Source organism: Salarchaeum japonicum (assembly GCF_020614395.1).
GTDB lineage: Archaea > Halobacteriota > Halobacteria > Halobacteriales > Halobacteriaceae > Salarchaeum > Salarchaeum japonicum.
The window spans coordinates 1703601-1725691 of record NZ_CP085324.1; the positions used below are offsets into that span (position 1 = coordinate 1703601).

The 22091-nt window shown below is 69.5% G+C and carries 27 protein-coding genes; 12 read left to right on the forward strand and 15 right to left on the reverse strand.

Annotation, left to right across the window (positions count from 1 at the left end):
• Nucleotides 1-19 precede the first annotated feature (19 nt).
• Genes LI334_RS09545 through dapA form a run of 6 tightly spaced genes read right to left on the reverse strand, consistent with a single transcriptional unit; the run spans nt 20 to nt 5546 of the window.
• Entirely contained in the window at nt 20-1063 is a 1044-nt protein-coding gene (locus LI334_RS09545) for a M20 family metallopeptidase (protein WP_227260499.1), read from the reverse strand.
• Nucleotides 1060-1884 (reverse strand): diaminopimelate epimerase, encoded by an 825-nt coding sequence (dapF, locus tag LI334_RS09550; RefSeq protein WP_227260501.1) that lies wholly within the window; start codon nt 1882-1884, stop codon nt 1060-1062. Before dapF ends, LI334_RS09545 begins: the two co-directional genes overlap by 4 nt.
• Entirely contained in the window at nt 1881-3101 is a 1221-nt protein-coding gene (gene lysA / locus LI334_RS09555) for a diaminopimelate decarboxylase (RefSeq protein WP_227260503.1), read from the reverse strand. Before lysA ends, dapF begins: the two co-directional genes overlap by 4 nt.
• Entirely contained in the window at nt 3098-3916 is an 819-nt protein-coding gene (locus LI334_RS09560; RefSeq protein WP_227260505.1) for a 2,3,4,5-tetrahydropyridine-2,6-dicarboxylate N-succinyltransferase, read from the reverse strand. The genes lysA and LI334_RS09560 overlap by 4 nt, the downstream gene beginning before the upstream one ends.
• The gene (gene dapB / locus LI334_RS09565) at nt 3913-4674 is read right to left on the reverse strand and encodes a 4-hydroxy-tetrahydrodipicolinate reductase (protein ID WP_227260506.1); all 762 of its coding nucleotides are present in this window, start codon (nt 4672-4674) and stop codon (nt 3913-3915) included. Before dapB ends, LI334_RS09560 begins: the two co-directional genes overlap by 4 nt.
• Nucleotides 4671-5546, reverse strand: a complete 876-nt coding sequence (gene dapA, locus LI334_RS09570; protein WP_227260508.1) for a 4-hydroxy-tetrahydrodipicolinate synthase — start codon at nt 5544-5546, stop codon at nt 4671-4673. Before dapA ends, dapB begins: the two co-directional genes overlap by 4 nt.
• 279 nt (nt 5547-5825) lie before the next feature.
• Between dapA and LI334_RS09575 the strand changes: the two genes are divergently transcribed.
• Both LI334_RS09575 and LI334_RS09580 read left to right on the forward strand, forming a co-directional pair.
• Nucleotides 5826-6467, forward strand: a complete 642-nt coding sequence (locus LI334_RS09575) for a metallophosphoesterase family protein (RefSeq protein WP_227260510.1) — start codon at nt 5826-5828, stop codon at nt 6465-6467.
• Nucleotides 6468-6496: 29 nt separating this feature from the next.
• Nucleotides 6497-6994, forward strand: coding sequence for a LabA-like NYN domain-containing protein (locus LI334_RS09580; RefSeq protein WP_227260512.1), 498 nt, complete (start codon nt 6497-6499; stop codon nt 6992-6994).
• Here LI334_RS09580 and LI334_RS09585 read toward each other — a convergent pair.
• Nucleotides 6991-7173, reverse strand: a complete 183-nt coding sequence (locus LI334_RS09585; protein WP_227260514.1) for a hypothetical protein — start codon at nt 7171-7173, stop codon at nt 6991-6993. The genes LI334_RS09580 and LI334_RS09585 overlap by 4 nt on opposite strands.
• Before the next feature lie 85 nt (nt 7174-7258).
• Here LI334_RS09585 and LI334_RS09590 point away from each other — a divergent pair, with 85 nt between their 5' ends.
• The 3 genes from LI334_RS09590 to LI334_RS09600 all read left to right on the forward strand — a co-directional run bounded on the left by LI334_RS09590 (nt 7259) and on the right by LI334_RS09600 (nt 8921).
• Complete coding sequence (locus LI334_RS09590) at nt 7259-7720, forward strand: PUA domain-containing protein (RefSeq protein ID WP_227260516.1); 462 nt, start codon at nt 7259-7261, stop codon at nt 7718-7720.
• Nucleotides 7721-7824: 104 nt separating this feature from the next.
• Nucleotides 7825-8205, forward strand: coding sequence for a nascent polypeptide-associated complex protein (locus tag LI334_RS09595; protein ID WP_227260518.1), 381 nt, complete (start codon nt 7825-7827; stop codon nt 8203-8205).
• Nucleotides 8202-8921 carry a tRNA (adenine-N1)-methyltransferase gene (locus LI334_RS09600; protein ID WP_343750067.1) on the forward strand — a complete coding sequence of 240 codons (720 nt, stop codon included), beginning with the start codon at nt 8202-8204 and terminating at the stop codon, nt 8919-8921. The genes LI334_RS09595 and LI334_RS09600 overlap by 4 nt, the downstream gene beginning before the upstream one ends.
• Nucleotides 8922-9138: 217 nt before the next feature.
• On the opposite strand, the gene LI334_RS09605 is transcribed toward LI334_RS09600, so the two are convergent.
• From LI334_RS09605 to LI334_RS09620, 4 genes are all read right to left on the reverse strand, one after another.
• Nucleotides 9139-10845: an acyl-CoA carboxylase subunit beta gene (locus LI334_RS09605; RefSeq protein ID WP_227260520.1), complete on the reverse strand. Its 1707-nt coding sequence runs from the start codon at nt 10843-10845 to the stop codon at nt 9139-9141.
• Nucleotides 10846-10884: 39 nt separating this feature from the next.
• Entirely contained in the window at nt 10885-11439 is a 555-nt protein-coding gene (locus LI334_RS09610) for a GAF domain-containing protein (protein ID WP_227260522.1), read from the reverse strand.
• 236 nt (nt 11440-11675) lie between these two features.
• Nucleotides 11676-12497 carry a class 1 fructose-bisphosphatase gene (locus LI334_RS09615; protein ID WP_227260524.1) on the reverse strand — a complete coding sequence of 274 codons (822 nt, stop codon included), beginning with the start codon at nt 12495-12497 and terminating at the stop codon, nt 11676-11678.
• Nucleotides 12497-13285, reverse strand: coding sequence for a class I fructose-bisphosphate aldolase (locus LI334_RS09620; protein WP_227260526.1), 789 nt, complete (start codon nt 13283-13285; stop codon nt 12497-12499). The genes LI334_RS09615 and LI334_RS09620 overlap by 1 nt, the downstream gene beginning before the upstream one ends.
• Before the next feature lie 90 nt (nt 13286-13375).
• Between LI334_RS09620 and LI334_RS09625 the strand changes: the two genes are divergently transcribed.
• A complete protein-coding gene (locus LI334_RS09625; RefSeq protein ID WP_227260528.1) occupies nt 13376-14236 on the forward strand; it encodes a 3-hydroxyacyl-CoA dehydrogenase family protein in 861 nt (286 codons plus the stop codon).
• Between the two features lie 30 nt (nt 14237-14266).
• A complete protein-coding gene (locus LI334_RS09630) occupies nt 14267-14443 on the forward strand; it encodes a hypothetical protein (protein ID WP_227260530.1) in 177 nt (58 codons plus the stop codon).
• A 16-nt stretch (nt 14444-14459) separates the two neighbouring features.
• On the opposite strand, the gene LI334_RS09635 is transcribed toward LI334_RS09630, so the two are convergent.
• Nucleotides 14460-15500 (reverse strand): phytoene/squalene synthase family protein, encoded by a 1041-nt coding sequence (locus tag LI334_RS09635; RefSeq protein ID WP_227260531.1) that lies wholly within the window; start codon nt 15498-15500, stop codon nt 14460-14462.
• 89 nt (nt 15501-15589) lie between these two features.
• Between LI334_RS09635 and LI334_RS09640 the strand changes: the two genes are divergently transcribed.
• From LI334_RS09640 to LI334_RS09655, 4 genes are all read left to right on the forward strand, one after another.
• On the forward strand, nt 15590-16720 hold the full coding sequence (locus tag LI334_RS09640; protein WP_227260533.1) for an acyl-CoA dehydrogenase family protein: 1131 nt from the start codon (nt 15590-15592) through the stop codon (nt 16718-16720).
• A 200-nt stretch (nt 16721-16920) separates the two neighbouring features.
• Entirely contained in the window at nt 16921-17193 is a 273-nt protein-coding gene (locus LI334_RS09645; protein WP_227260535.1) for a DUF7111 family protein, read from the forward strand.
• A gap of 223 nt (nt 17194-17416) precedes the next feature.
• Entirely contained in the window at nt 17417-18583 is a 1167-nt protein-coding gene (locus LI334_RS09650) for a thiolase domain-containing protein (protein WP_227260537.1), read from the forward strand.
• The gene (locus LI334_RS09655) at nt 18580-18942 is read left to right on the forward strand and encodes a Zn-ribbon domain-containing OB-fold protein (protein ID WP_227260539.1); all 363 of its coding nucleotides are present in this window, start codon (nt 18580-18582) and stop codon (nt 18940-18942) included. The genes LI334_RS09650 and LI334_RS09655 overlap by 4 nt, the downstream gene beginning before the upstream one ends.
• Here LI334_RS09655 and LI334_RS09660 read toward each other — a convergent pair.
• Genes LI334_RS09660 through LI334_RS09670 form a run of 3 tightly spaced genes read right to left on the reverse strand, consistent with a single transcriptional unit; the run spans nt 18919 to nt 21262 of the window.
• Nucleotides 18919-19854, reverse strand: coding sequence for an alpha/beta fold hydrolase (locus LI334_RS09660; protein WP_227260541.1), 936 nt, complete (start codon nt 19852-19854; stop codon nt 18919-18921). The two genes, LI334_RS09655 and LI334_RS09660, sit on opposite strands and share 24 nt — an antisense overlap.
• Nucleotides 19855-19879: 25 nt before the next feature.
• On the reverse strand, nt 19880-20848 hold the full coding sequence (meaB, locus tag LI334_RS09665) for a methylmalonyl Co-A mutase-associated GTPase MeaB (protein WP_227260543.1): 969 nt from the start codon (nt 20846-20848) through the stop codon (nt 19880-19882).
• Nucleotides 20849-21262, reverse strand: coding sequence for a cobalamin B12-binding domain-containing protein (locus LI334_RS09670; RefSeq protein WP_227260545.1), 414 nt, complete (start codon nt 21260-21262; stop codon nt 20849-20851).
• Nucleotides 21263-21388: 126 nt separating this feature from the next.
• Between LI334_RS09670 and LI334_RS09675 the strand changes: the two genes are divergently transcribed.
• Complete coding sequence (locus tag LI334_RS09675; protein WP_227260547.1) at nt 21389-21988, forward strand: DUF420 domain-containing protein; 600 nt, start codon at nt 21389-21391, stop codon at nt 21986-21988.
• Nucleotides 21989-22091: the final 103 nt, after the last annotated feature.

Sequence of the window (22091 nt, forward strand, 5' to 3'; positions counted from 1 at the left end):
AGCCGACCGCGCCTTAACGCTATCCGACGAGTTCAGAGAGCGCGCCTTCGAGGATGTCGGCGGCGCGTTCCACGTCCGGGAGTTCGACGTGTTCGTCGCTTGCGTGGGCGACGGCGAGGTCGCCGGGGCCGAAGACGACGGTCGGCGCGTCCGCGGCGAAGTAGGAGGCCTCGGTGGCCGCGCCGAACGGCCGCGGACTACCCGCGCCGGCCGCGACGAGCGCCCGAACGACGCTCGCGTCGCTCGGGGTGTGGAAGGCTTCGAGGAACGGCGTGTCGCGCTCGGCGCGCGCGACGGTCGCGGTCACGTCGTCGGGGACGGCGACGCCGACGCGGTCTGCGAACCCGGCGAAGAACTCGGCCTCGGTCTCGGGCGGGACGCTCCGCCGGTCGAACGTCACGGTGGCCTCGCTCGGGACGCGGTTCGTCGCCTCGCCGCCCCGAATCTTGGTGGCGACGAGCGTCGGCGGCCCCAGTTCGTCGTGTCTGCTCGGCCCGCGCTCGGCGTCGTAGGCGTCGATGGCGTCGAGGACGGGCGCGGCGGCCCGAATCGCGTTCACGCCCTCGTTCGGTTGGGCGGCGTGCGCGCCCTCGCCGTCGAGTTCGACGGTGCCCTGGAAGCGGCCGCGGGCGCTCGTGCAGGCGTTCAGGCTCGTGGGTTCGCCGACGATGTATCCGTCCACGTCGTCGAGTTCGAGGGCGTGCGCGCCGGTGGAGTCCGTCTCCTCGTCGGGCGTGACCGCGAGCGTCACCCGGCCCGAGTCGGGCTGGACGCGGTCGAACGCCGCGACCAATGCGGCGAGCGGCCCTTTCGCGTCGCACGACCCCCGTCCGTGGAGGGTGTCGCCGTCGCGATTGGCGGGAACGTGCGGCGGCACGGTGTCGATGTGGGTGTTCAGGACGACGTGCGGCCGGCCCGACCCCCGGGAGGCGAGCACGTTCCCGGCGTCGTCCACCGCGGGGTCGTGGTCGACGAGTTCGTCCAGGAGGAGGTCGCGCATCGCGTCCACGCTCTCGTGGGAGGGCGTGCGAACCGCGCGTTCGAGGAAGTCGATAGGTGTCACGTGTCCACCTGTCGGGCGGGCGTCGCGTCGGCCTCGCCGTCCCCGACGACGGTCGTGGGGCCGTGGAGCACGGCGGTGTCGCCGTCCAGTTCGATGGTGAGCGTGCCGCCGGGCGGGGAGACGCTGACGGTTGCGTTCTCGGGGACGCGGCCCTCGCGGGCGGCGACGACCGCGACCGCGACCGCGCCCGTGCCGCAGGACTGGGTTTCGCCCTCGACGCCGCGCTCGAACGTCCGCTGGCGGAATCCCGTCTCGGTTTCCTCCGCGAACGTCGCGTTCGCGCCCTCGGGGAAGCGGTCGTGGTGGCGAATCGGGGGCGCGTCCGCGGCGATGTCGATGGCGTCCACGTCGTCCACGAACGCGACGGCGTGCGGGACGCCGGTGTTCACGGCGGTGACGGTGTAGCCCGCGATGTCCTCGCGAACCAGCGGGCTGTCGCCAGTAACGGGGACGGCCGCGGGGTCGAACGCGGGCGCGCCCATCTCGACGGCCACGTCGTCGCCGTCCACGACGGTGCGGCGGGTGCCGGCCTGGGTGTCGAGCATCACCTCGTCGGCGTCGGTGCGCGCGGCGACCCAGCGCGCGGCGCAGCGCGCGCCGTTCCCGCACATCGCGGCCGTACCGCCGTCCGGCTGGACGAGCGTCATCACCGCGCGCGGCGGGCGGGTGGCGTCGTTTATCGCGAGGAAGAGCACGCCGTCGATGCCGAGGTCGGCGCACAGCGACGCCGCGAACGCGCTGCGGTCGGGGACGTGGTGTGCGTTCGCGTCGACGATGGCGAAGTCGTTGCTGGTGCCGTGGTAGAGGTCGTAGGGAATCATGCTTCGTGAGTGGTGAGGTCGGCGAGGGTCTCGCGCCGACGGACGAGGCGTTCGTCGTCGCCGGCCAGCGCGACGACCGCGGGCCGGGGTCGGGAGTTGTACGTGCTCGCCATCTCGACGCCGTACGCGCCGGCGTTCCCGACGGCGAGCAGGTCGCCGCGCTCGACGCGCGGAATGTCGCGGCCCTCGGCGAGCACGTCGGCGCTCTCGCAGACGGGGCCGACCACGGAGGTCGGTACAGGAACGCGGTCGGCGGCGTCGGGCGCGAGGCTGCGGACGGCGTGGTAGGCGTCGTAGAGCGCGGGTCGAATCAGCGTCGTCATCCCGGCGTCCACGCCGGCGAGCAGGTCGCCGTCGGTCTCCTTCGTGGTGTTGACGGTGGCGAGGAGGACGCCGGCGTCCGCGACGAGGTAGCGGCCGGGTTCGATGGCGAGCTCGACGTCGAGGCCGGCGAGGGCGTCCCGTGTCGCGGTCGCGACGGCGTCGAGGTCGAGCGGGGGTTCGGACTCGCGGTAGGGGACGCCGAACCCGCCGCCCACGTCCACGCGGTCGAGCGCGACGGGGCTCTCGGCGACGAGTTCGGCGAGCGTCTCGACGACGGTGCGGTGGTCGTCGCGGTCGCTCGCGGTCAGGAGGCCGCTTCCCGTGTGGGCGTGGAGGCCGCGCACGTCGAACCCGCGGTCGTCGGCGTCCGCGAGGACGCCGTGCACGCGGTCGCGGGGGACGCCGAACTTGGCGTCCGCGCCGGTGGCGACTTCGGCGGAGTGGCCCGCGCCGACGCCGGGGTGGACGCGCACCAGCACGCGGCCCGTGAAGCCGCGCGATTCGAGGCGGTCGAGCGTGTCCGCGGAGCCCACGGTGACCGTGGCGTCCGTACCGGCGAGGCGATCGCCCGCGTAGTCGAGGTCGCGCGCCGGCGGATTGACGGGCGTGTAGTGAACGTCCTCCGGGGCGAAGCCGGCGTCGAGCGCGCGCTTCAGTTCGCCGGCGCTCGCGCACTCCGCGCCCGCCCCCGCCTCGCGGAGCGTGTCGAGGACGTGGCGGCCGGCGTTCGCCTTCACGGCGTACAGCACGTCCGCGTCCGGGAACGCCCCCGTGAGCCGCCGGTAGTTCTCGCGGACGCGGTCGTGGTCGTGGACGTAGAGCGGCGTGCCGTACTCGTCGGCGAGCCGGCGGAGCCGGGTGTCCGACCAGTCCGCGAGCCGGCGGACGCTCACCGGAGTTCGTCCTCCCGCTGGCTGGCCTCCAGCGTCTCGTTCTCCAGTTCGGTCGCGACGACGGCGGGCTTGTACGCCGCGCCCGGGATGAGGTCGTTGTCGCTCACCGAGGACTCCACGAACCGCGCGAACGCCCGTCGCTCCGGCGGGAGTTCGCCGTACAGCACCTCGTCCTCCACGAGGTCGTAGACCGGGATTCGGGGGGAGAGCAGGGTGTTCTCGCCGACGACGGAGTTCTCGCCGACGACGAACCCGGATGTGACGCGACAGCCCGCGCCGAGGCTGACGCCGTCCTCGACGACGACGGGCGCGCTCTCGACGGGTTCGAGGACGCCGCCGATGAGCGTGTTCGCGCCGAGCTTCACGTCGCTCCCGATTTGCGCGCAGGAGCCGACGGTGTCCGAGGAGTCGACGAGCGTGCCGTCGCCGACGTACGCGCCGATGTTCACGAACGAGGGCGACATCATGATGGCGTTCGCGCCGACGTGCGCGCCGCGGCGGATGACGGTACCATCAGGGGTGTTCCGGGTGCCGCGGTCGCCGAGGTCGGCGGTGTCGCGGAGCGGGAGCACGTCGTGGTAGGTGACGCCGCCGTACTCGCGGGCCTCGGTCGCGCGCAGGCCGAAGTTCAGGAGGATTCCCTGCTTCACCCACTCGTTCGCCTCCCACGACCCATCGGTCTTCTCGGCGGCCCGAACCTCGCCGGCTTCGAGCGCGTCGAGGAAGGCGTCGAGCGTCTCCTCGGCCTCACCGAAGGACGCGTCGTCGGTCTGGTGGCGCTGCCACAGGTCGGAAATCTCTGTTTCGAGTGTCATAGGTCGGCTGCGATGTCGGAGAATCGGTAGTAGGCTGGTTCCGCGTTCTGTACGAAGCGGGCGGCGTCGAGCGCGCCGGCGGCGAACACGCCGCGGTCGCCCGCGCGGTGCGTGAGCGAGAGCGACTCGTCGTTGCCGGCGAGCAGGAGTTCGTGTTCGCCCGTGATGTCGCCCGCGCGGCGGGCGTGCACGCCGATTTCGCCGGGCTGTCGGGGCGCGTCGCCCTCGCGGCCGTGCACGCGCTCGCCGGCGTCCTCGCGCTCGGACTCGACGGCGTCGAGGATGCGCTTCGCGGTGCCGCTGGGGGCGTCTCGCTTCCCGTTGTGGTGGGTTTCGGTGAGTTCCACGTCGTACTCGGGGAGCGCCGCGACGGCCGTGCGGGCGACGGAGAGGAGCGCCTGCACGCCCCGGGAGAAGTTCGCGCCGCGCACGACCGGAATCGCGTCGGCGGCGTCCCGGAGCGCGGCCTCGTCGGCCTCGCTGAATCCGGTGGTGCCGGTGACGATTGGAACGCCCGCGTCCGCCGCCGTCTCGACGTACTCGACCGCCGCGTCGGGGACGGTGAAGTCCACGACGGCGTCCGGGTCGTGTTCGGCGAGCGCGTCCGCGAACTCCGCGGGCGCGACGACGGGCGCGTCGGTGTCGGCGTCGTCGGGCGTGCGGGAGACGGCGAACGCCACCTCGACCTGGCGGTCGCGGGCGGCGGCGAGGACTTCGCGGCCCATGCGGCCGGTCGCGCCGGTGACGCCGACTCTCATAGCTCGGCGAGGACGGATTCGAGTCGGTCGATGGTCTCCTCGCTCGCGGGGGAGAGCGGGTCGCGGAAGGTCGCGGTGCCGTGGCCGCGGAGTTCGAGTGCGTGCTTTACGGGCACAGGGTTGGTCTCCGCGAACAGCGCGCGGAAGAGCGGGCCGAGTTCGTGGTGCACGTCGCGGGCGGCCGCGTACTCGTCGTCGCGGGCGCGCTCGACCATCTCGACGACGCGCTCGGGTTCGACGTTCGCGGCGACGCTGATGACGCCAGTGCCGCCGGCGGCCATCGTCGGGAGCGTCATGGCGTCGTCGCCGGAGAGCACGTCGAACGCCTCGTCTCGGGTGCGTTCGGCGACTTCGCCGATGCGGCCGAGGTCGCCGCTCGCGGCCTTGTACCCGACGATGTTCTCGTGTTCCGCGAGCGACACCGCGGTCTCCACGGCGATGTTTCGCCCGGTGCGCCCGGGGACGTTGTAGATGATCTGGGGGATGTCGACTTCGTCCGCGATGCGTCGGTAGTGCGCCTCCATGCCCGCGGGTTCGGGGCGGTTGTAGTACGGCGAGATGAGGAGGAGGGCGTCCGCGCCCGCGTCGGCCGCGCGCCGGGAGAGCGAGACGGCTTCGTGGGTCGCGTTACTCCCCGCGCCCGCGATGACGGGCACATCCACCGCGTCGACGACGGTCTCGATGACGTCGATGTGTTCGTCGTGCGTGAGCGTCGCGGACTCGCCCGTCGAGCCGACGGGAACGAGGCCGTCGACGCCCGCGTCCGCGAGTCGGCGGGCGTCCGCCGCGAGTTGGTCGTGGTCGATACTGCCGTCCGCGTCGAAGGGCGTCACCATCGCCGGGAAGACGCCGGATGTGAGGGTTCGTGTCATGTGTCTCGGGAGTCTGTGGTTGGAGCGTGGTTCAGGTCGGGAACGGCCCGGCACGAAATGTCAGTCCGCGCGGAGCCACTACTGCGCGCGTTTGCGTTTCGTACCCGAGGAGAAGACGACGCCGGCGCTCCCCGCCGCGGACGACCGAGTGGAGCGCGCCTGGCACATACTCCACGTTGGGAGAGCGCGTCGTAAAGCGTTGTCGCCGTGCGCAACCTCTGCCGTCCGCGGAACGCTGCCGCCCAGGTTTATGTGAACCGCGGCCCGACGGTGACGTGAATGCTCGTTCTCGGAGACGCACACGCGAACACACCCGACCGCCGGACGGCCCTCCTCGCCGCGTACCGCGCGAGCGACGCGGACGTGGCGCTCCAGGCCGGCGACATCTTCTACTACCGCCTCCCGATACCGACCTACTTCATCGCCGGAAACAACGAGGACTTCGACGTCATCGACGCGCTCCGCCACGGCCGCATCGAGAGCGACCGCGTGAAGAACGCCCGCCTGCTCGCGAGCGACGCCGCGGACGTGCAGGGACTCCGCGTCGCCGGGCTCTCGGGGAACTACGCGCCCTCCCGGTACAACTACGCGCGCCGCGACCTCCGCGACGACCGCCGCCGTCACTTCGTCCGCGAGGACGTGGCGGCCGCGAAGGAACTGGAGGACGTGGACGTCCTGTTGACGCACGAAGCCCCGCACGGCACGCCCGTCGAGGAGGACTACGAGGTCGGCTGTCAGTACATCGACGAACTGCTCGACGCGCTCGAACCCGACCTCTGCCTCGTCGGCCACCACCACCAGCACACGAAATCGACGTACGGTTCGACGCGGGTCGTCACGCTCGCGCCCGCCTGGGAGTCTTACTACGACCTCGACCCCGACACGCTCTCCCTCACTCGGTTCGAGACGCCGGACGCGTAGTTTTTAGGACTGGACGGCACAGACCCGGTATGACGGACATCCACGCCGACCAGCGCGTCGCCGTGCTGGCGGACGCGCAGAACCTCTATCACTCCGCGCACAGCCGGTACTCGCGGAACGTCGACTACGCCAGCCTCCTCTCCGAAGCCGTGCAGAACCGCCGGCTCACGCGCGCCATCGCGTACGTCATCCGCGCCGACAGCCCGAACGAGGAGTCGTTCTTCGAGGCGCTCGTCGACATCGGGTTCGAGACGAAAATCAAGGACATCAAGACGTTCGGCGACGGGTCGAAGAAGGCCGACTGGGACGTGGGGATGAGCCTCGACGCCGTCACGCTCGCCGACCACGTGGACACCGTCGTGCTCTGCACGGGCGACGGCGACTTCTCTCGATTGTGCAGTCACCTCCGCCACGAGGGCGTCCGCATCGAAGTGATGGGGTTCGCGTCCAGCACGGCGGACGAACTCAAGGAGAGCGCGGACACCTTCGTCGACCTCGGCGACCGCGAGGACACATTCCTGCTCTAGACGGAGCGCCCGCCCTCGCTCGTGCCCATGAGGAGGCTGCCGGCCGCGAGGAGCATGGTGGAGAGCGCGGCGATGCCGAGCGAGACAGCGCCGCCGTTCCAGTTGATGCCGGTCCAGAGGATGAGGACGGTTCCGACCGCGAGGAGCGCGCCGCCGGAGAGGACTTTCTGGTTTGCCATCTTACCCTCGGGTTCTCCCGCGGGCCATATAAGCCATTCTCCATCGGTTCGACGGGGTTTTGCGGGTCGCGGCCCCTGGACGGGTATGGACGAGTTCGCGGTATTGCGGCGGATGGCGGTCTACCAGTTCGGTCGCGGAGCGGACGACGCGCTGTTCCCGGACGGCGAGGAGTTCCACGTGGAGCGCTCGGCGTCCGGACGGCCGCGCCAGGTCGTGAGCGACGACGGCCGCCTCGTCTCCGTCGGGATGGACGGCCGGTTCACGCTCGGCCTCGCGGGCGGCCGCCGGCTCTACGACGCCATCGACGGCTACCGCGTCACCGTCGGCGACGAGAGCGAGCCGTTCGTCCGCGACGGCCGGAACGTCTTCGCGAAGTTCGTCGCCGACGCGGACGACGCAATCCGGCCCGAGGACGAGGTCGTCGTCGAACACGAACGCGGCGAGGTCATCGCCGTCGGCCGCGCGGAACTCGACGCGCAGGGCATGCTGGACTTCGACTCCGGTATGGCCGTGAAAGTCAGAGAGGGCGCGAGCGACGGCGACTGAGCGGCCGCGGGGAGGTACGTGAGGGCGCAGGTGGCGGGAGAGTGGGCGCGTGTTCTGCGGTTCGACCCGCCATGTTTTTTGCCGCGCGGCGTAACTCTCCGGGTATGTTTGGAGGAGGCGGCGGGATGAATCCGCGTAAGATGAAGCAGATGATGGAACAGATGGGGATCGACGTGGACGAACTCGACGCCACGGAGGTCGTAATTCGGCTCGAAGACGGATCCGAGCTCGTGTTCGACGACGCGGACGTGACGCGGATGGACGCGCGCGGCCAGGAGACCTACCAGGTCATCGGCGAACCCGAGGAGCGCGAGAGCACCGCGGGCGAAGTCGAAGCCGGCGAAACGGACGGCGAGTCCGGCGGGATTCCCGAGGACGACGTGGAACTCGTCGCGGCGCGCGCGGGCGTGAGCGCCGAGGAAGCGCGCGAGGCGCTCGAAGCGACCGGCGGCGACCTCGCGGCCGCTATCGACCGCGTAGAGTGATACTGGTCGTTCGAGGCGACCGCGAGTTCCTCTGCGAACCCGGGGAGGAAGTCCACACGGACCTCGGCGTCATCAATCTCCCCGAGGACGTGGAACCCGGTGACACCGTCGAGACGCACCTCGGCGAGGAGTTCCGGGTGCGCGCCCTGCGCGGCCCCGACCTCTTCGACCACCTCGAACGCACGGGCGCGCCGATGATGCCGAAGGACATCGGCCTCGTCGTCGGCCACACGGGCGCGGCGCGCGGCGACCGCGTGCTCGACGCCGGCACGGGCACGGGCGTCTTGGCGGCCTACCTCGGCCGCCTCGGCGCGACCGTCACCACGTTCGAGCGGAAGCCGGAGTTCGCCGAGGTCGCCCGCGAGAACATGGAACTCGCGGACGTAGCCGACACCGTGGACGTTCGAACCGGCGACCTCACCGACGAACTCGACGACCTCGGCGAGTTCGACCTCGTCACCCTCGACACCCCGAACGCGCCCGAACTCGTCGAACGAATCCCCGACCACCTCGCCGGCGGCGGGTTCCTCGCCGTCTACTCGCCATTCGTCGAGAACGCCCGCGAGTCCGAACTCGCCGCCCGCGACGCCGGCCTCGTGGAAGTCGAAACCCGCGAGACCATCCAGCGCTACATGGACTTCGACGACCGCGGCAGCCGCCCAAGCACGGGCGGCGTCGGCCACACCGGCTACCTCCTGTTCGCCCGGAAAGAGTAGGACTCCGGTATCAATAGACGTTCGCGCGGACGAGCGGCTCGGAGCGCCCGGTAGTCCGCGCGATTCGCTCGCGGCTTCGCCGCGAGTCTTTTTCGTCCAGGTTTTTCCTCCGAGCGGTTTGGTTCGAGAGGGCCTCGCTCTCTCGTCATCACGAAAGAGCGCAAAGCGCTCTTTCGAATGACGCCAGCGGCGAATCCGAGGTGGAAAAACGTGGGTTCTAGATGATGGTGCCGTGTTTCTTATCGGGGATGTCCTTCTCGACGGTTTCGTAGAAGTCGAAGCGGTTGGTGAGTTCGTCGCGGAGCGTGCTCGGTGGGACGATGTCGTCGATGACCACGTCGCTCGCCATGCGGTGGACATCGATGTCTTCTCTGTACTCCTCGCGGAGTTCCTGTTCGCGCCGTTTGCGTTCTTCGGGGTCGTCGATGTCGTTGAGTTTGTTGGCGTAGACGGCGTTGATGGCGGCTTCGGGGCCCATGATGGCGATTTCGCCGGAGGGGAGGGCGATGGTGGATTCGGGGTCGTAGGCGGGGCCGCTCATGGCGTAGATGCCCGCGCCGTAGGCCTTCCGGACGACGACGCACTGCTTGGGGACGGTGGCGGCGGAGGTGGCGTAAATCATCTTCTTGCCCTTCTCCAGGATGGCGTCCTTCTCGACGCCGGAGCCGGCCATGAACCCGGGAGTGTCGGCGAGGTAGAGGAGGGGGATGTTGTAGGCGTCACAGGTCCAGACGAACTCGGCGGCCTTCTCGGCGGCGTCCGGGAAGATCGCGCCCGCGCGCTCGTCGGGCTGGTTCGCGACGATGCCGACGGGACGGCCGTCAACGCGCCCGAATCCGGTGAGGATTTCCTTCCCGTAGGACGCCTTGAGTTCGAAGAAGCTCCCCGAATCGACGACGCGCTCGATGACGTCGTGCATGTCGTAGGCGCGGTTCGGGGCGTCGGGGATGACCGCGTCGATGCCCTTCGGGGACTTCGCGGGCGGTGTGCCGTCCGTCTGCGGGGGTTTCTCGTCGCTGTTGTTCGGGAGGTAGCTCGTGAGTTGCGCGACGAGTTCGCGGGCGTGCTCCTCGTCGGTGGCGACGAGGTCGGCGCTCCCGGACTCCTCGGCGTGCATGCGCGCGCCGCCGAGTTCCTGCATGTCGATGTCTTCGCCGGTCACCATCTGCACCATCCGCGGGCTGGCGATGGCCATCGCGCTCATCCCTTCGACCATCACGGTGAAGTCCGCGAACACGGGCGTGTAGGCCGCACCGGCGATACACGGCCCGTACAGCACGCATATCTGGGGGACGCGGCCCGACAGCTGGGAGTGGTTGTAGTAGTACTTCCCGATGCCCTCGCGGTTCGCGAAGAACCCGGACTGCTGGTCGATGCGCCCACCGGAGGAGTCCATCAGGTAGAGCACGGGCTTCCCGGTCTTGAGCGCGCGCTGCTGCATCCGGAGGAACTTCTCCACGCCCTTCTCCGCCATCGACCCCGCCTTCACGGTGAAGTCGTTCGCCATGAAGTGGAGGTCGCGGCCCTCGAACTCGGCCGCGCCCGTGATGAGCCCGTCCGCGGGGAGCTGGTCGTCGGAGTCCCACTCGGCGAACCGGCCGTCCTCGAACTTCAGTCCATCTTCACCGAACCAGAGGTCGAGGCGGTCGCGGACGAACAGTTTCCCCTGCTCGGAGAGGCGTTCTTTGTACTTCTCGGGGCCGCCGTCGAGGATTTCCTCGATTTCGTCCCACAGGTCGTCCTCGCGCTCGGTGGGTTCGTACTCCTGTTCTGGTTCCGACTCGTCGGGCCCGTCGCGGGTCGCGGCGGGCGCGTCGCTCTCCCCGACGAAGACCTCGACGTCGTCCCGGTAGTGTTCGGCGAGCGCGGCGGCCACCGCCTCCGCCTCCTCGGCGGTAGCGTTTGCACCGATGCGAACCTTCATACTGGCCCGTTCGGCGAACCGGCTTGAAACAGTTTCCCCTTACGCGCCCCGGCGTTCGACGTGCGAGACGACTTGGTCGGCGAACCAGGAGAGCGCGCGTTCGTCGTCCGCGTCGAACTCGCGGGTGTCGGCGTCCAGCACGCACACCATCCCGAGCCGGTGGCCGTCAGAGGTGGTGAGGGGCGCGCCGGCGTACGCCGCGGGGTCGAACCCGTCGAGGGGGTTGTTGGGGAAGCGAACGTCCCGGGAGAGGTCGGGGATGCAGACGGGAGCGTCGGCGAGCAGGCCGTGCGCGCAGACCGCGTCGGCGCGCGGGATGTCGGCGAAGTCCGCGCCGGCGACGCTGAGGAAGCGCTCGGTGTCGGCGTCGAGCACGCCGACGAACCCCACGTCGGCGTCGAGCGATTCGCGGACGGCGGTGGCGAGCGCGTCGAGGTGCGCGGAGAGCGTTGGCCGGGAGAAGTCGTAGCGGGCGAGCGCGCGGAGGCGCTCGGACTCGGCGACGGGAACCGGGTACGGACGGGGTGTGTGACCGGCGGCGTCGTGGAGCGCGGCCGCGAGGCGCGCGTACCGGTCGGGGCGGTCGGCGTCCACGACGGCGGTCGCGCTGGCGGGTTCGACGCCGTAGCCGACGACGGGCGCGGACGCGTCGCTCGCGGCGCGGTCACCGGTGGCGACCGCGTCCGGGGCGTCCTCGACGAGCGTGAACGCGGCGTTCCGGGAGAGCCACGCGCGCGCGTCCTCGTGGAGCGCGGCCGCTCGAACGCGCGTCGTCGGAGATGGAGATGAGATATCGGGTCTTCGGCGGGGTCGCTAAAGAAAATACCGGCCTACAGGGACTGCACGCGCGAGACGTACTCGTCGTTCCCGACGAACACGGGCGTGCGCTGGTGGAGTTCCGTGCAGGGCGCGTCGAGGAGGCTCCGCTCGCCGTCGGTGGACGCGCCGCCCGCGGCTTCGACGACGTACGCGATGGGCGCGCCCTCGAAGAGGAGGCGGAGTTTGCCCTCGGGGCGGTCGCGGAGGCCCGGGTAGCCGAAGACGCCGCCGTACGTGAGCACCTGGCTCACGTCGGCTATCATCGCGCCGCCGTACCGGAGTTTCAGTTCGCCCTCGACCTCGCGGACGAACGCCTCGAACTCCGGCGTCCAGTCGGGGACGCGGCCGCCGAACCCGTACACCGTCGGGTCGTCGGGGAGTTCGACGGGCCCCACGTCGCGCGGCGTCCCGTCCTCCACGACGTACTCGGTCGCCTCGCCGCCCTCGGCGACCACCATCGTCGTGATGGGGCCGTAGAGCACGAACCCGGCCGCGACGAGGTCGGTGCCGGGCGCGGGGAGCGGCGCGTCGTACACGCCGACGACGGTTCCCATCGGATTGTTCGACTTGAGGTTCGAGGAGCCGTCGAGCGGGTCGACCGCGACGGAGACGCCGTCGCCGGCGTCCACCACGCCGTCGCGTTCCTCGCTCGCGTACGCGCCGACGGCGTCGAGAGCGGTGAGGCGTTCTTCGAGCAACTCGTCCGCCCACACGTCCGCCGCGAGCTGGGTCTCCCCGCTCGCGTTCTCCGCGTCGGTCTTCCGGCGGCGACCCGGGAGGCCCGCGCGGATGTCGGGCGCGGCCGCCGCGACCGTCTCGAAGACCTCGTGCATCAGAGGTAGTCGAGCGCGTCCTCGACGCTCGCTTCCTCGAAGATGACGGCTTCGAGCGCGTCCAGCATCTCGCGGGGGTTCTCGCGCTGGAAGACGTTCCGCCCGACCGCGAGCCCGACGGCACCGGCGTCGATGGCGTCGGAGACGGTGGTGAGGAAGTCCTCGTCGCTCGTCTTCGAGCCGCCGGACATCACGACCTTCGTCGGGCCGGCGGCCTCGACGGCGTGCTCCATCGCTTCCTTGCTCCCGGGGTACTTGACCTTCGCCACGTCAGCGCCGAGTTCGAGCGCCTGGCGCGCCGCGTACGCGATGGTGCCCGGCGACGTGTCGTTCTTCAGGCCCTGGCCGCGCGGGTACGACCACATCACGACGGGGAGGTCGTGTTCGCGCGCCGTCTCCTGGGCGTCTCGGAACTCCTCGGCCATCTCGATTTCGTTGTTCGACCCGCCGTACAGCGTGAAACCGACGGAGGACGCGCCGAGTTCGGCGGCGTAGTCCACGCTGCAGTTCACGGCGGAGTCGGGTTCGCCCATCCAGAGGTTCGACGTGCCGTTGAGCTTCAGGAGGAGGTTCACGTCGTCGTACTGGTCGGCGTAGGCCTCCGCGACGCCCTTCTGCACCGCGAACCCCGTAACGGCGTCGTGGGTCGCCACGTCCCAGACCGTCTCGGGGTCCATCGTTTCGGGAACGTCCTCGAAGTCCACGGGGCCGTGTTCGAGGCCGTGGTCGTACGCGAGGATGAGCACTTTGCCGTCACGCGAGAGGGGAGTGTCGTCGAACGGTCGCATACGCGACTGTCCGGCGCGCCCGACTATAAAACCAGTCAAGACGCGTCGGAGTCCGCTACCTTTAGGCACGACTCGCGTCGAGAACGCGGTATGCGTGGATTCGACGAGATAGAGACCGTCGGCGTGGTCGGCGCGGGAACGATGGGGAGCGGTATCGCGCAGGTCGCGGCGACCCACGGCTACGACGTGGTGATGCGGGACGTGGAGGAGGAGTTCGTGGAGTCCGGCTTCGACACCATCCGGGACAGCCTCGCGCGGTTCGTGAAGAAGGAGAAACTCACCGAGGACGAGAGCGACGGAATCGTGGAGCGCATCACGGGAACGACGGCGCTCTCCGACCTCGCGGACGCCGACCTCGTGGTCGAGGCCGCGGTGGAGAACATGGACGTCAAGCAGGACATCTTCGCCGACCTCGACGCGACCGTGGACGAGGACGTGGTGCTCGCGACGAACACCAGCACGCTCTCCATCACCACCATCGCGTCCGCGACCGACCGCCCGAGCCAGGTGGTCGGCCTGCACTTCATGAACCCCGTGCCAGTGATGACGGGCGTCGAGGTCGTCGCGGGCGAGAAGACCGACGACGACGTGACCGCGCTGGCGCACGAGTTCGCGGAGTCCCTGGAGAAGGAGACCTGGGAGTCCGACGACAAGCCCGGATTCGTCTCGAACCGCATCCTGATGCCGTGGATAAACGAGGGCGTCCGCGCGTTCGACGAGGGCGTCGCCACGAAGGAGGACATCGACACGGGCATGAAACTCGGCACGAACGTCCCGATGGGTCCGCTGGAACTCGCCGACCACATCGGCCTCGACGTCTGCCTCGACGCCACCCAAACCCTCCACGAGGAACTCGGCGACCGCTACAAGCCCGCCTACCTCCTCAAGCGCAAGGTGGACGCGGGCGACCTCGGGAAGAAGACCGGCAAGGGGTTCTACGAGTACGACTAGGTTTTTCGGCGTCGAGCGACGATACCGCGTATGGAGAACACGGCCTCCGTCCTCACGACCGCGGTCGCCGTCGCGTGCTTCGCGTTCGGCCTCTACGCCTACCTCGTGCTCGGCTGGCGGTTCGGCGGCGACGGGAACACGGCGGGAACAGTCATCGGCGCGGCGGTCGCGGTCGGCGCGGTCGCGCTCACCCTGCTACGGCGATAGGCGTCGCCGACGAGTATCAGTACGTGTAGGGGTTGTCGGCGATTTCGTCCCGGAGCTGGTCGATGTCGTCGCGGCGGACGCCGTCGCTGAACCGCTGGAGGAGCGAGAACACTTCCGTCTTCGAGACCTTCGCGTCGCCGGTGCGGAGCACGTCTCGGGGGCGTTCGCGGAGTTCGCGCATCGTCCCGACCGCGAGCAGGTAGGGGATGGCCCACGCGGCGAGCGTGTTCCCGTACTTGAGCGGGAGGTGTTCGAGGTAGGTCTGCGCGCCGTCCGCGTAGCCGTCCGCGTGCCCGACGAGGCGTTCGATGACGGCCGCGACCTCGGCCTCGTTCGCGGGGTCGTTCACGGCGTCCTGGTCGATTCCGGCTTCCGCGAGCCACTCCGCGGGGAGGTAGACGTTGTCCTCGCTCTCGTAGTCGTCCCGGACGTCCTTCGCGACGTTCACGAGCTGGAGGAGGAGCGCGAAGTCCTCGGCGTTCTCGCGGAGCACGCGTTCGCGCTCGGGGGACGTGTGGCGGACGAGGAGGTTCGTCACGAGGTCGCCGACGGTGCCGGCGGCGTACCAGCAGTACTCTTCGAGTTCCTCGACGGAGTGGATGCGGAGGCCGCCGGTGCCGGCGTGGCGCGCGACGAACTCCGCCATCCCCTCGACGAGTTCGCGGACGGGCGGCAGCATCGCCTCGCGGTCGCTCGCGGGGAGGCTCTCGAACGCGGCGGCGGCGCGGTCGGCGTTCGCGACCACGTCCCAGTCCGCGTTCCGGTCGTCGGGAATCCAGGGATGGACGGCGACCGCGAAGTCCGCGACGGTCGTGTCGCTCTCGGGGTCGAGCGCGTCGGCGTACGTCCGCAGAACCGCGGCCTTCTCGCTCGCGGGGATGTGTCCCGCGTCCTCCACGGTGTCCGCGACCCGACAGAGGAGGTAGCCGACGCAGATTCGGGACGCCATCGGCTCCTCCAGTACGTCGACGGTGATGGCGAAGGTTCTCGAAACACCGTCGACTGCGTCGAAACACCACGCCACGTCGGCGGTTCGGCCGCTCGCACGCTCGCGCATTACCCCCATAGACGGGCCGCACGACCGAAAAGCCACCGGGCGAGACCCGCGAACGGAACCCCTAAGGATTGACACTCGAAGCCTAGCGTATGGATTTCAGCCCGAGCGCGGAACAACAGCAGATTCGGGAGATGGTCGCGGAGTTCGTGGACGAGGAAGTGAAACCGCGCGCGGCGGAGATAGACGAGACCGACGAGGTTCCCTGGGACCTCATCGAGGAGATGGGCGAACTCGGCCTGATGGGGATGCCGTTCCCCGAGGAGTACGACGGCGCGGGCCTCGACTACCACTCGTACGCGCTCGCGCTGGAGGAAATCGCGCGAGGGAGCGGCGGTCTCGGCACCGTGGTCGCGGCGCACACGAGCCTCGCGGGGAACGTCGTCTACCACTACGGCGACGACGACCAGGTCGAAGCGTACCTGCCGGCGATGAACCGCGGGGAGGACATCGGCGCGTTCGCGCTCTCCGAACCCGGCGCGGGGAGCGACGTGCCCGCGATGCAGACCACCGCCGAGAAGGAGGGCGACGAGTACGTAGTGAACGGCGGGAAGCTCTGGATATCGAACGGCTCCGTGGCGGACACCGTGACGCTGTTCGCGAAGACCGGCGACGAGGAGATTTCGACGTTCGTCGTCCGGCCCGAGGCGGACGACGGCTTCATCGTCGAGGGCACGGAGGACAAACTCGGCGACAAGGGCTGTCCGACCGCCGAACTCCGGTTCGACGACATGCGCCTCCCCGAAGACCGCCTGCTCGGCGAGGAAGGCGACGGGTTCCGGCACGCGCTCGAAACCCTGAACGGCGGCCGCATCACCATCGCCGCGCGCTCCATCGGCATCGCGCGCGCCGCCCTCGAAGACTCGCTCGCGTACGCCCAAGACCGCGAGCAGTTCGACCAGCCCATCAGCGAGTTCCAGGCCATCCAGCACAAACTCGCGGACATGGACACGAAAGTCGAGTCCGCCCGGATGCTCATGCACAAGGCCGCGGACAAGAAAATCCGGGGCGAAGACTACATCAAGGACGCCGCACAGGCGAAACTCTACGCGAGCGAAATATCTCGTGAAGTGGCGAACGAAGCCATCCAGATCCACGGCGGCTACGGCTACACCAAGGACTTCGACGTGGAGCGCTACTACCGCGACGCCAAACTCAACGAAATCTACGAGGGCACGAGCGAAATCCTCCGGAACACGATTGCACGGCGGATGCTGAAGTAGTGGCGTTCCTGGCGGACACGAAAAGGGCGACGAGCGCCCCGGCGCGAGGAGGGCTTTCCGGAACACGATTGTGCGGCGGCTGCAGTAGACGGAGCGGCGCGGTGCTGTGCGGTGGTGGGGCATTGAAAGGGGCGAGCGAGCGAAGCGAGCGCGGGGCGTTCGACCAAAACACCCGTAATCGTTCGGGGAGTGGTCGGGGTATGACCGACACCGCCGAGGCGAACGGCATCACCGCCCGGTACTACGAGACCGACGAGGAGCGCGTCCTCGAATTCGAGAAGGACGGCCACACGGCCGCCATCGCCCAGAACATCGAGGGGTACGCGATGCTGAAAGTCCGTCCAACCCCGGAGGGCGACGAACTCGAACGCTACTACGGCTTCGACATGGCGCTCGACCACGCCGCCGAACTCCTCCACGCCGACCCCACCGACCTCCCCGTCCCCGAGCGCGCGGACGACATGGGAATGTGAACGCACCTTTTTTCGCTTCGGGTCGCGCTTCGCGCGACCGCTCAGCCAAAAAATCTGCACCAAAAAACACCGCGAGCGCCGCCGGCGCTCGCGGTTCAAGTCAGTTCCGCACTGCCAGCCGCCGGATACGCAACTCCGCCACCGCGAACCCGTGTTTCGTCAATCGTCGAGTTTCTTCGCCGGTTTCGCGCGGTTTTTACAGGCGGTATCTGTATGATTAGGCATGATAGACCCCCGGGTCGCGGGTGTGGGACTCACTCACTTCGGGTCGCATCCCGCGCGGACGAGTCGTGACCTCTTCGCGGAGGCCGGGTTGGCGGCGCTGGACGACGCCGGCGTCGACCCCGCGGACGTGGAGGGCGTGTTCTACGGGAATTTCATGGGCGAAATCGCCGAACACCAGGGCCACCAGGGGCCGCTGATGGCGGAGGCTATCGGCGTGGACGCCCCGGCGACGCGCTACGAGTCGGCGTGCGCGTCCAGCGGCGCGGCGCTCCGGCAGGCCGTGCAGAACGTCCGGAACGGCGAGGCGGACGTGCTCGTCGTCGGCGGCGCGGAACGCATGACCAACCTCGACACCGCGGAGACGACGGAGGCGCTCGCCATCGCGGCGGACGACCTCTACGAGGTTCGCGCGGGCCTGACGTTCCCGGGCGCGTACGCGCTGATGGCGGCCGCGTACTTCGACGAGTACGGCGGAGAGCGCGAGGATCTCGCGGAAATAGCGGTGAAGAACCACGCGAACGCCGTGGGGAACGAGCACGCGCAGTTCCAGCGCGAAATCACGGTCGAGGACGCGCTGGACGCGCCGATGGTCGCAGACCCGCTCGGACTGTACGACGCCTGCCCCATCACGGACGGCGCGAGCGCCGCGGTGCTCGTGAGCGAGTCCTACGCGGACGAGCACGACCTTGACGCGGGCGTCGCCGTCACCGGGACGGGCCAGGGCGGCGACAAGATGGCGCTCCACGACCGGGACGCGCTCGCGCACACGCCGGCCGCGAGCGACGCCGCCGACGAGGCGTTCGCGGACGCCGGCATCGGCACCGAGGACGTGGACGTGGCGGAGGTGCACGACTGCTTCACCATCGCCGAGGTTCTCGCGCTCGAAGGCATGGGCTTCTTCGACGCTGGCGAGGGCATCCGGGCGGCCGCAGAGGGCGTCACCACCCGGGACGGCGACCTTCCGGTGAACCTCTCCGGCGGCCTGAAGGCGAAGGGACATCCGGTGGGCGCGACGGGCGTCAGCCAGCTCGCGGAGCTCACGAAGCTGCTCCGCGGCGACCACCACAACAGCGAGCACGTCTCCGACGCCCGCGTGGGCGTCGCGCACAACGCCGGCGGCACGGTCGCATCGGCGACTGTTCACGTTCTGGAGATCCAAGAATGAACGACGGACACGACGAGTTCCTCGACGCGCTAGAATCGGGCGACGGCTACTACCTCGAATGCACGGACGGCCACGGGAGCCTGCCGCCGCGCGTGGTCTGCCCGCACTGCGGCGACCGCGACCTCACCGAGACCGCACTCCCCGACACGGGCAGCATCGACTCCTACACGGTGGTTCACGTGCCGACGCCGGCGTTCGCGGACGAAGCGCCGTACGTGACCGCTGTCGCGGACTTCGGGCCGGTGCGGCTGACGGGACGCGTGCTCGCGGACGAAGAATCGGTGGAAATCGGCGACGAGGTGTCGGCGTCGGTCGGCGGCGCGGACGAGTCGCGGTCAGTCGTCTTCGAGCCGCGGTAGTTCGCGCGAGAGCGCGTCGAGGAACACGTCGGGGTGTTCCGCGTGCGGCGTGAGGCGGGCTTCGTTCACGACGACGAGGCGCGTGTCGCCTTCTTCTGCGAGCCGCCGGCCCTCGGTGAGCGTGGTGAGTTCCGCTTCGCGCCCCCAGACGAGCGTGACGGGCGCGTCGAGGGCGGCGAGTTGGCTCCCCAGATCGACGACGGGGTCGAGGTAGCCGCCGAGGAACGACGCGGGCGCGAACCGCGCGTTCGCCTGGTGGCTCGTCCGCCACTGGTAGTCTACGGTCGCGGAATCGACGTTCTGCGGGTGGTAGTAGGCGTCGCGCTGGTCGAAGTACTCGATGCCGGGCTTGGAGGCGAGGAGGTTGAACAGGCCGGTGCCGACGACGGGCGCGCGGACGAGCGCGCGCAACCACGGGCGCTCGACAGTGGTGTCGGCGGCCGGGCAGACGAGGACGAGGCGGTCGAAGTCAGCGGCGTCGGCGGCGATGGCGGCGTGCGCACCCGTGAGCGAGGACGCGAGGCAAACCGCGTCCGTGGTCTGGTCGCGCGCGAAGTCGCGGACGAACGACTCGTAGAGGTCGGTCGTGTACGCGACGGCGGGCCGGTCGCTCCGCCCGAACCCGGGGAGGTCGGGCGCGAGCACGTGGTACTCCTCGGCGAGCCGGTTCGCGATGCCGCGGAACTCGCGAGTGCTCGCAGCCGCGTGAATCCCGTGGAGGAGGAGCACGTCGGGGTCGCTCGGGTCGCCGCGTTCGGTGTACGCGATGTCGAACCCGCGCCAGCGGTACGTGCGCTGGTCGCCGTCCAGGCCGGGGTGGAGGGTACCGGCGCGCGCGGTGAGCAGTCGGTTCACGGCCGCCGTGCCGGCGAGACCGCCGGCCGCGCCGGCGAGGAGTCTGCGGAGACGCATACGGAAAACGGGGGTCGCGAGTCGCTTAGTCGTTGTGTCGGACGGCGTCCCGGAACGGTTCGAGCACGTCGTCCGCGACCGAGTACGGGTCGGTCTCCCGTCGGACGACGCGCTCCACGAGGTCGTCCATGCCGCCGCGCCGCTCGACTTCGTCCTCCACGAGCGCGCCGGCGTCGTTCCGGAGGAGCGTCCGAATCTCCTCCGCGTACCGCTTTCGCTCCAGTTCGTCGCGCTTACCCGTTCTGTCCAGCCAGTCGGCGTGCGCGTCGAACACGGAGAGGAGTTCCTCGACGCCCTCGCCCGTGTTCGCGACCGTCTCCACGATATCGGCCTCCCAGTCGTCCGGGTCGCGCTCGCGCATCTCCAGCATCCCCCGGAGCTCCTGTACCGTCTTGTCGCTCCCGGCGAGGTCGGCCTTGTTCACGACGAACACGTCCCCGATTTCGAGGATGCCGGCCTTGAGCATCTGCACGTCGTCGCCGCTGCTCGGCGGCACCAGGACGGCGACCGTGTCCGCGGTCTTCACGATATCGACCTCGTTCTGGCCCGCGCCCACGGTCTCGATGAGGATTTTGTCCTTCCCGAACGCGTCGAGCGCCTTCACGGCGTCCGAGGTGGCGGTGGAGAGGCCGCCGAGGGTGCCGCGCGCGCTCATCGACCGGAAGAACACGTCCATGTCGCCGACGTTCGACCCCATGCGGATGCGGTCGCCGAGCACCGCGCCGCCCGAGAAGGGACTGGACGGGTCGACCGCGATGATGCCGACGGTGAGGCCGCGCTCGCGGTACTCGGCCGCGAGCTTGTCCACGAGCGTGGACTTGCCCGCGCCGGGACTGCCGGTGATACCGACGACGTCGGCGTGCCCGGTGTGTTCGTGGAGCGCGGCGACGATGTCGCGGTAGCCCTCGCTCCGGTTCTCGATTTTGGTGATGGCGCGCGCGAGCGCTCGGTGCTTCCCGTCGAGGAGGTCCGCGACCAGTTCTGGGGGAGCCATCTAGCGTTCGGGCGCGTGTTCGCGGATGAACTGGATAGTCTCTTCCATCGGCGTGCCGGGGCCGAAAATCGCATCGACGCCGGCGTCTTCGAGTTCGGGGCGGTCTTCGTCGGGGATGATACCGCCGACGAGCACGAGCGTGTCCTCGAACGCGCCGTACGCTTCGAGGCCCTCGATGACCTTCGGGACGAGCGTGTTGTGCGCGCCGGAGAGGATGCTGATGCCGACGACGTCCACGTCCTCCTGCACCGCGGCCTGCACGATGTCCTCGGGTGCCTGGTGGAGGCCGGAGTAGATGACCTCGAACCCGGCGTCGCGGAAGGCGCGCGCGATGACGTGCGCGCCGCGGTCGTGGCCGTCGAGGCCGACCTTCGCGACGAGGCAACGGATCTTGCGTTCCGAACTCTCGCTCATGCCCGGAGAATCACCGGTAGTGGGTTTCACTCTAACGGAACCCTATTACACCTTAATTGTACTTTGGCAACCAGAGTTGTAGACGGGAAGCGAAACACCGTAGACGCCGCCGGACGAACCCCGGGTATGGCAGGCTTCCGCGACTGGGCCCGGGAGAACCCGCGCACGCTCACCATCGCCCTCTCGATTCTGGGGTACGCGCTCGTGTTCGGCGCGTTCGGCGGCGTCCTCCCCGTCCCCACCATCGGCAAGGAGACGGTCGACCTGTTCAGCCACCTCATCGCCGTCGTGAACACGCTCGCGCTGAGCGCGCTCCTCCTCGGCGTCTACCTCGTGAAACAGCGCCGTCTCCGCCAGCACCGCGCCGCGATGCTCACCGCGTTCACGCTCATCATGGTCTTCCTCGTCCTCTACCTCTGGAAGGTCGGGGGCGGCTACGAGAAGGAGATCGTCATCCGGCAGGGCCAGTTCCTCGCGGACTACGAGTCCATCGTGTACGGCGCGTACCTCCTGATGCTCGCCGTCCACATCTTCCTCTCCGCGGTGTCGGTGCCGGTCGTCCTGCACGCGGTCGTGCTCGGCCTCACCCAGCCCATCGACCGCCTCGGCGACACCCTCCACCCGCGCGTGGGCCGCATCGCCGCCGCGGCGTGGTCGCTCAGCCTCTTCCTCGGCGTCGTCACGTACTGGATGCTGAACCACGTCTACTCCGCGGTTCCGCGGTAGCTGTCGCTCGCGAGTAGTTAGAGTAGACGGGGTAGGTCGGCCGGTGCGTGACCCGCGAGGCGGGCTGAAAGGTGACCGACAGACCGTGCCGTCTACTCCATGC

Coding starts and splice junctions, on each gene's coding strand:
- dapF (WP_227260501.1), bottom strand. CDS start 1,884: ATGATTCCCTACGACCTCTACCACGGCACCAGCAACGACTTCGCCATC.
- LI334_RS09560 (WP_227260505.1), bottom strand. CDS start 3,916: ATGACACTCGAAACAGAGATTTCCGACCTGTGGCAGCGCCACCAGACC.
- dapB (WP_227260506.1), bottom strand. CDS start 4,674: ATGAGAGTCGGCGTCACCGGCGCGACCGGCCGCATGGGCCGCGAAGTC.
- dapA (WP_227260508.1), bottom strand. CDS start 5,546: ATGACACGAACCCTCACATCCGGCGTCTTCCCGGCGATGGTGACGCCC.
- LI334_RS09575 (WP_227260510.1), top strand. CDS start 5,826: ATGCTCGTTCTCGGAGACGCACACGCGAACACACCCGACCGCCGGACG.
- LI334_RS09580 (WP_227260512.1), top strand. CDS start 6,497: ATGACGGACATCCACGCCGACCAGCGCGTCGCCGTGCTGGCGGACGCG.
- LI334_RS09585 (WP_227260514.1), bottom strand. CDS start 7,173: ATGGCAAACCAGAAAGTCCTCTCCGGCGGCGCGCTCCTCGCGGTCGGA.
- LI334_RS09590 (WP_227260516.1), top strand. CDS start 7,259: ATGGACGAGTTCGCGGTATTGCGGCGGATGGCGGTCTACCAGTTCGGT.
- LI334_RS09595 (WP_227260518.1), top strand. CDS start 7,825: ATGTTTGGAGGAGGCGGCGGGATGAATCCGCGTAAGATGAAGCAGATG.
- LI334_RS09605 (WP_227260520.1), bottom strand. CDS start 10,845: ATGAAGGTTCGCATCGGTGCAAACGCTACCGCCGAGGAGGCGGAGGCG.
- LI334_RS09615 (WP_227260524.1), bottom strand. CDS start 12,497: ATGCACGAGGTCTTCGAGACGGTCGCGGCGGCCGCGCCCGACATCCGC.
- LI334_RS09620 (WP_227260526.1), bottom strand. CDS start 13,285: ATGCGACCGTTCGACGACACTCCCCTCTCGCGTGACGGCAAAGTGCTC.
- LI334_RS09625 (WP_227260528.1), top strand. CDS start 13,376: ATGCGTGGATTCGACGAGATAGAGACCGTCGGCGTGGTCGGCGCGGGA.
- LI334_RS09630 (WP_227260530.1), top strand. CDS start 14,267: ATGGAGAACACGGCCTCCGTCCTCACGACCGCGGTCGCCGTCGCGTGC.
- LI334_RS09635 (WP_227260531.1), bottom strand. CDS start 15,500: ATGCGCGAGCGTGCGAGCGGCCGAACCGCCGACGTGGCGTGGTGTTTC.
- LI334_RS09640 (WP_227260533.1), top strand. CDS start 15,590: ATGGATTTCAGCCCGAGCGCGGAACAACAGCAGATTCGGGAGATGGTC.
- LI334_RS09645 (WP_227260535.1), top strand. CDS start 16,921: ATGACCGACACCGCCGAGGCGAACGGCATCACCGCCCGGTACTACGAG.
- LI334_RS09650 (WP_227260537.1), top strand. CDS start 17,417: ATGATAGACCCCCGGGTCGCGGGTGTGGGACTCACTCACTTCGGGTCG.
- LI334_RS09655 (WP_227260539.1), top strand. CDS start 18,580: ATGAACGACGGACACGACGAGTTCCTCGACGCGCTAGAATCGGGCGAC.
- LI334_RS09660 (WP_227260541.1), bottom strand. CDS start 19,854: ATGCGTCTCCGCAGACTCCTCGCCGGCGCGGCCGGCGGTCTCGCCGGC.
- meaB (WP_227260543.1), bottom strand. CDS start 20,848: ATGGCTCCCCCAGAACTGGTCGCGGACCTCCTCGACGGGAAGCACCGA.
- LI334_RS09670 (WP_227260545.1), bottom strand. CDS start 21,262: ATGAGCGAGAGTTCGGAACGCAAGATCCGTTGCCTCGTCGCGAAGGTC.
- LI334_RS09675 (WP_227260547.1), top strand. CDS start 21,389: ATGGCAGGCTTCCGCGACTGGGCCCGGGAGAACCCGCGCACGCTCACC.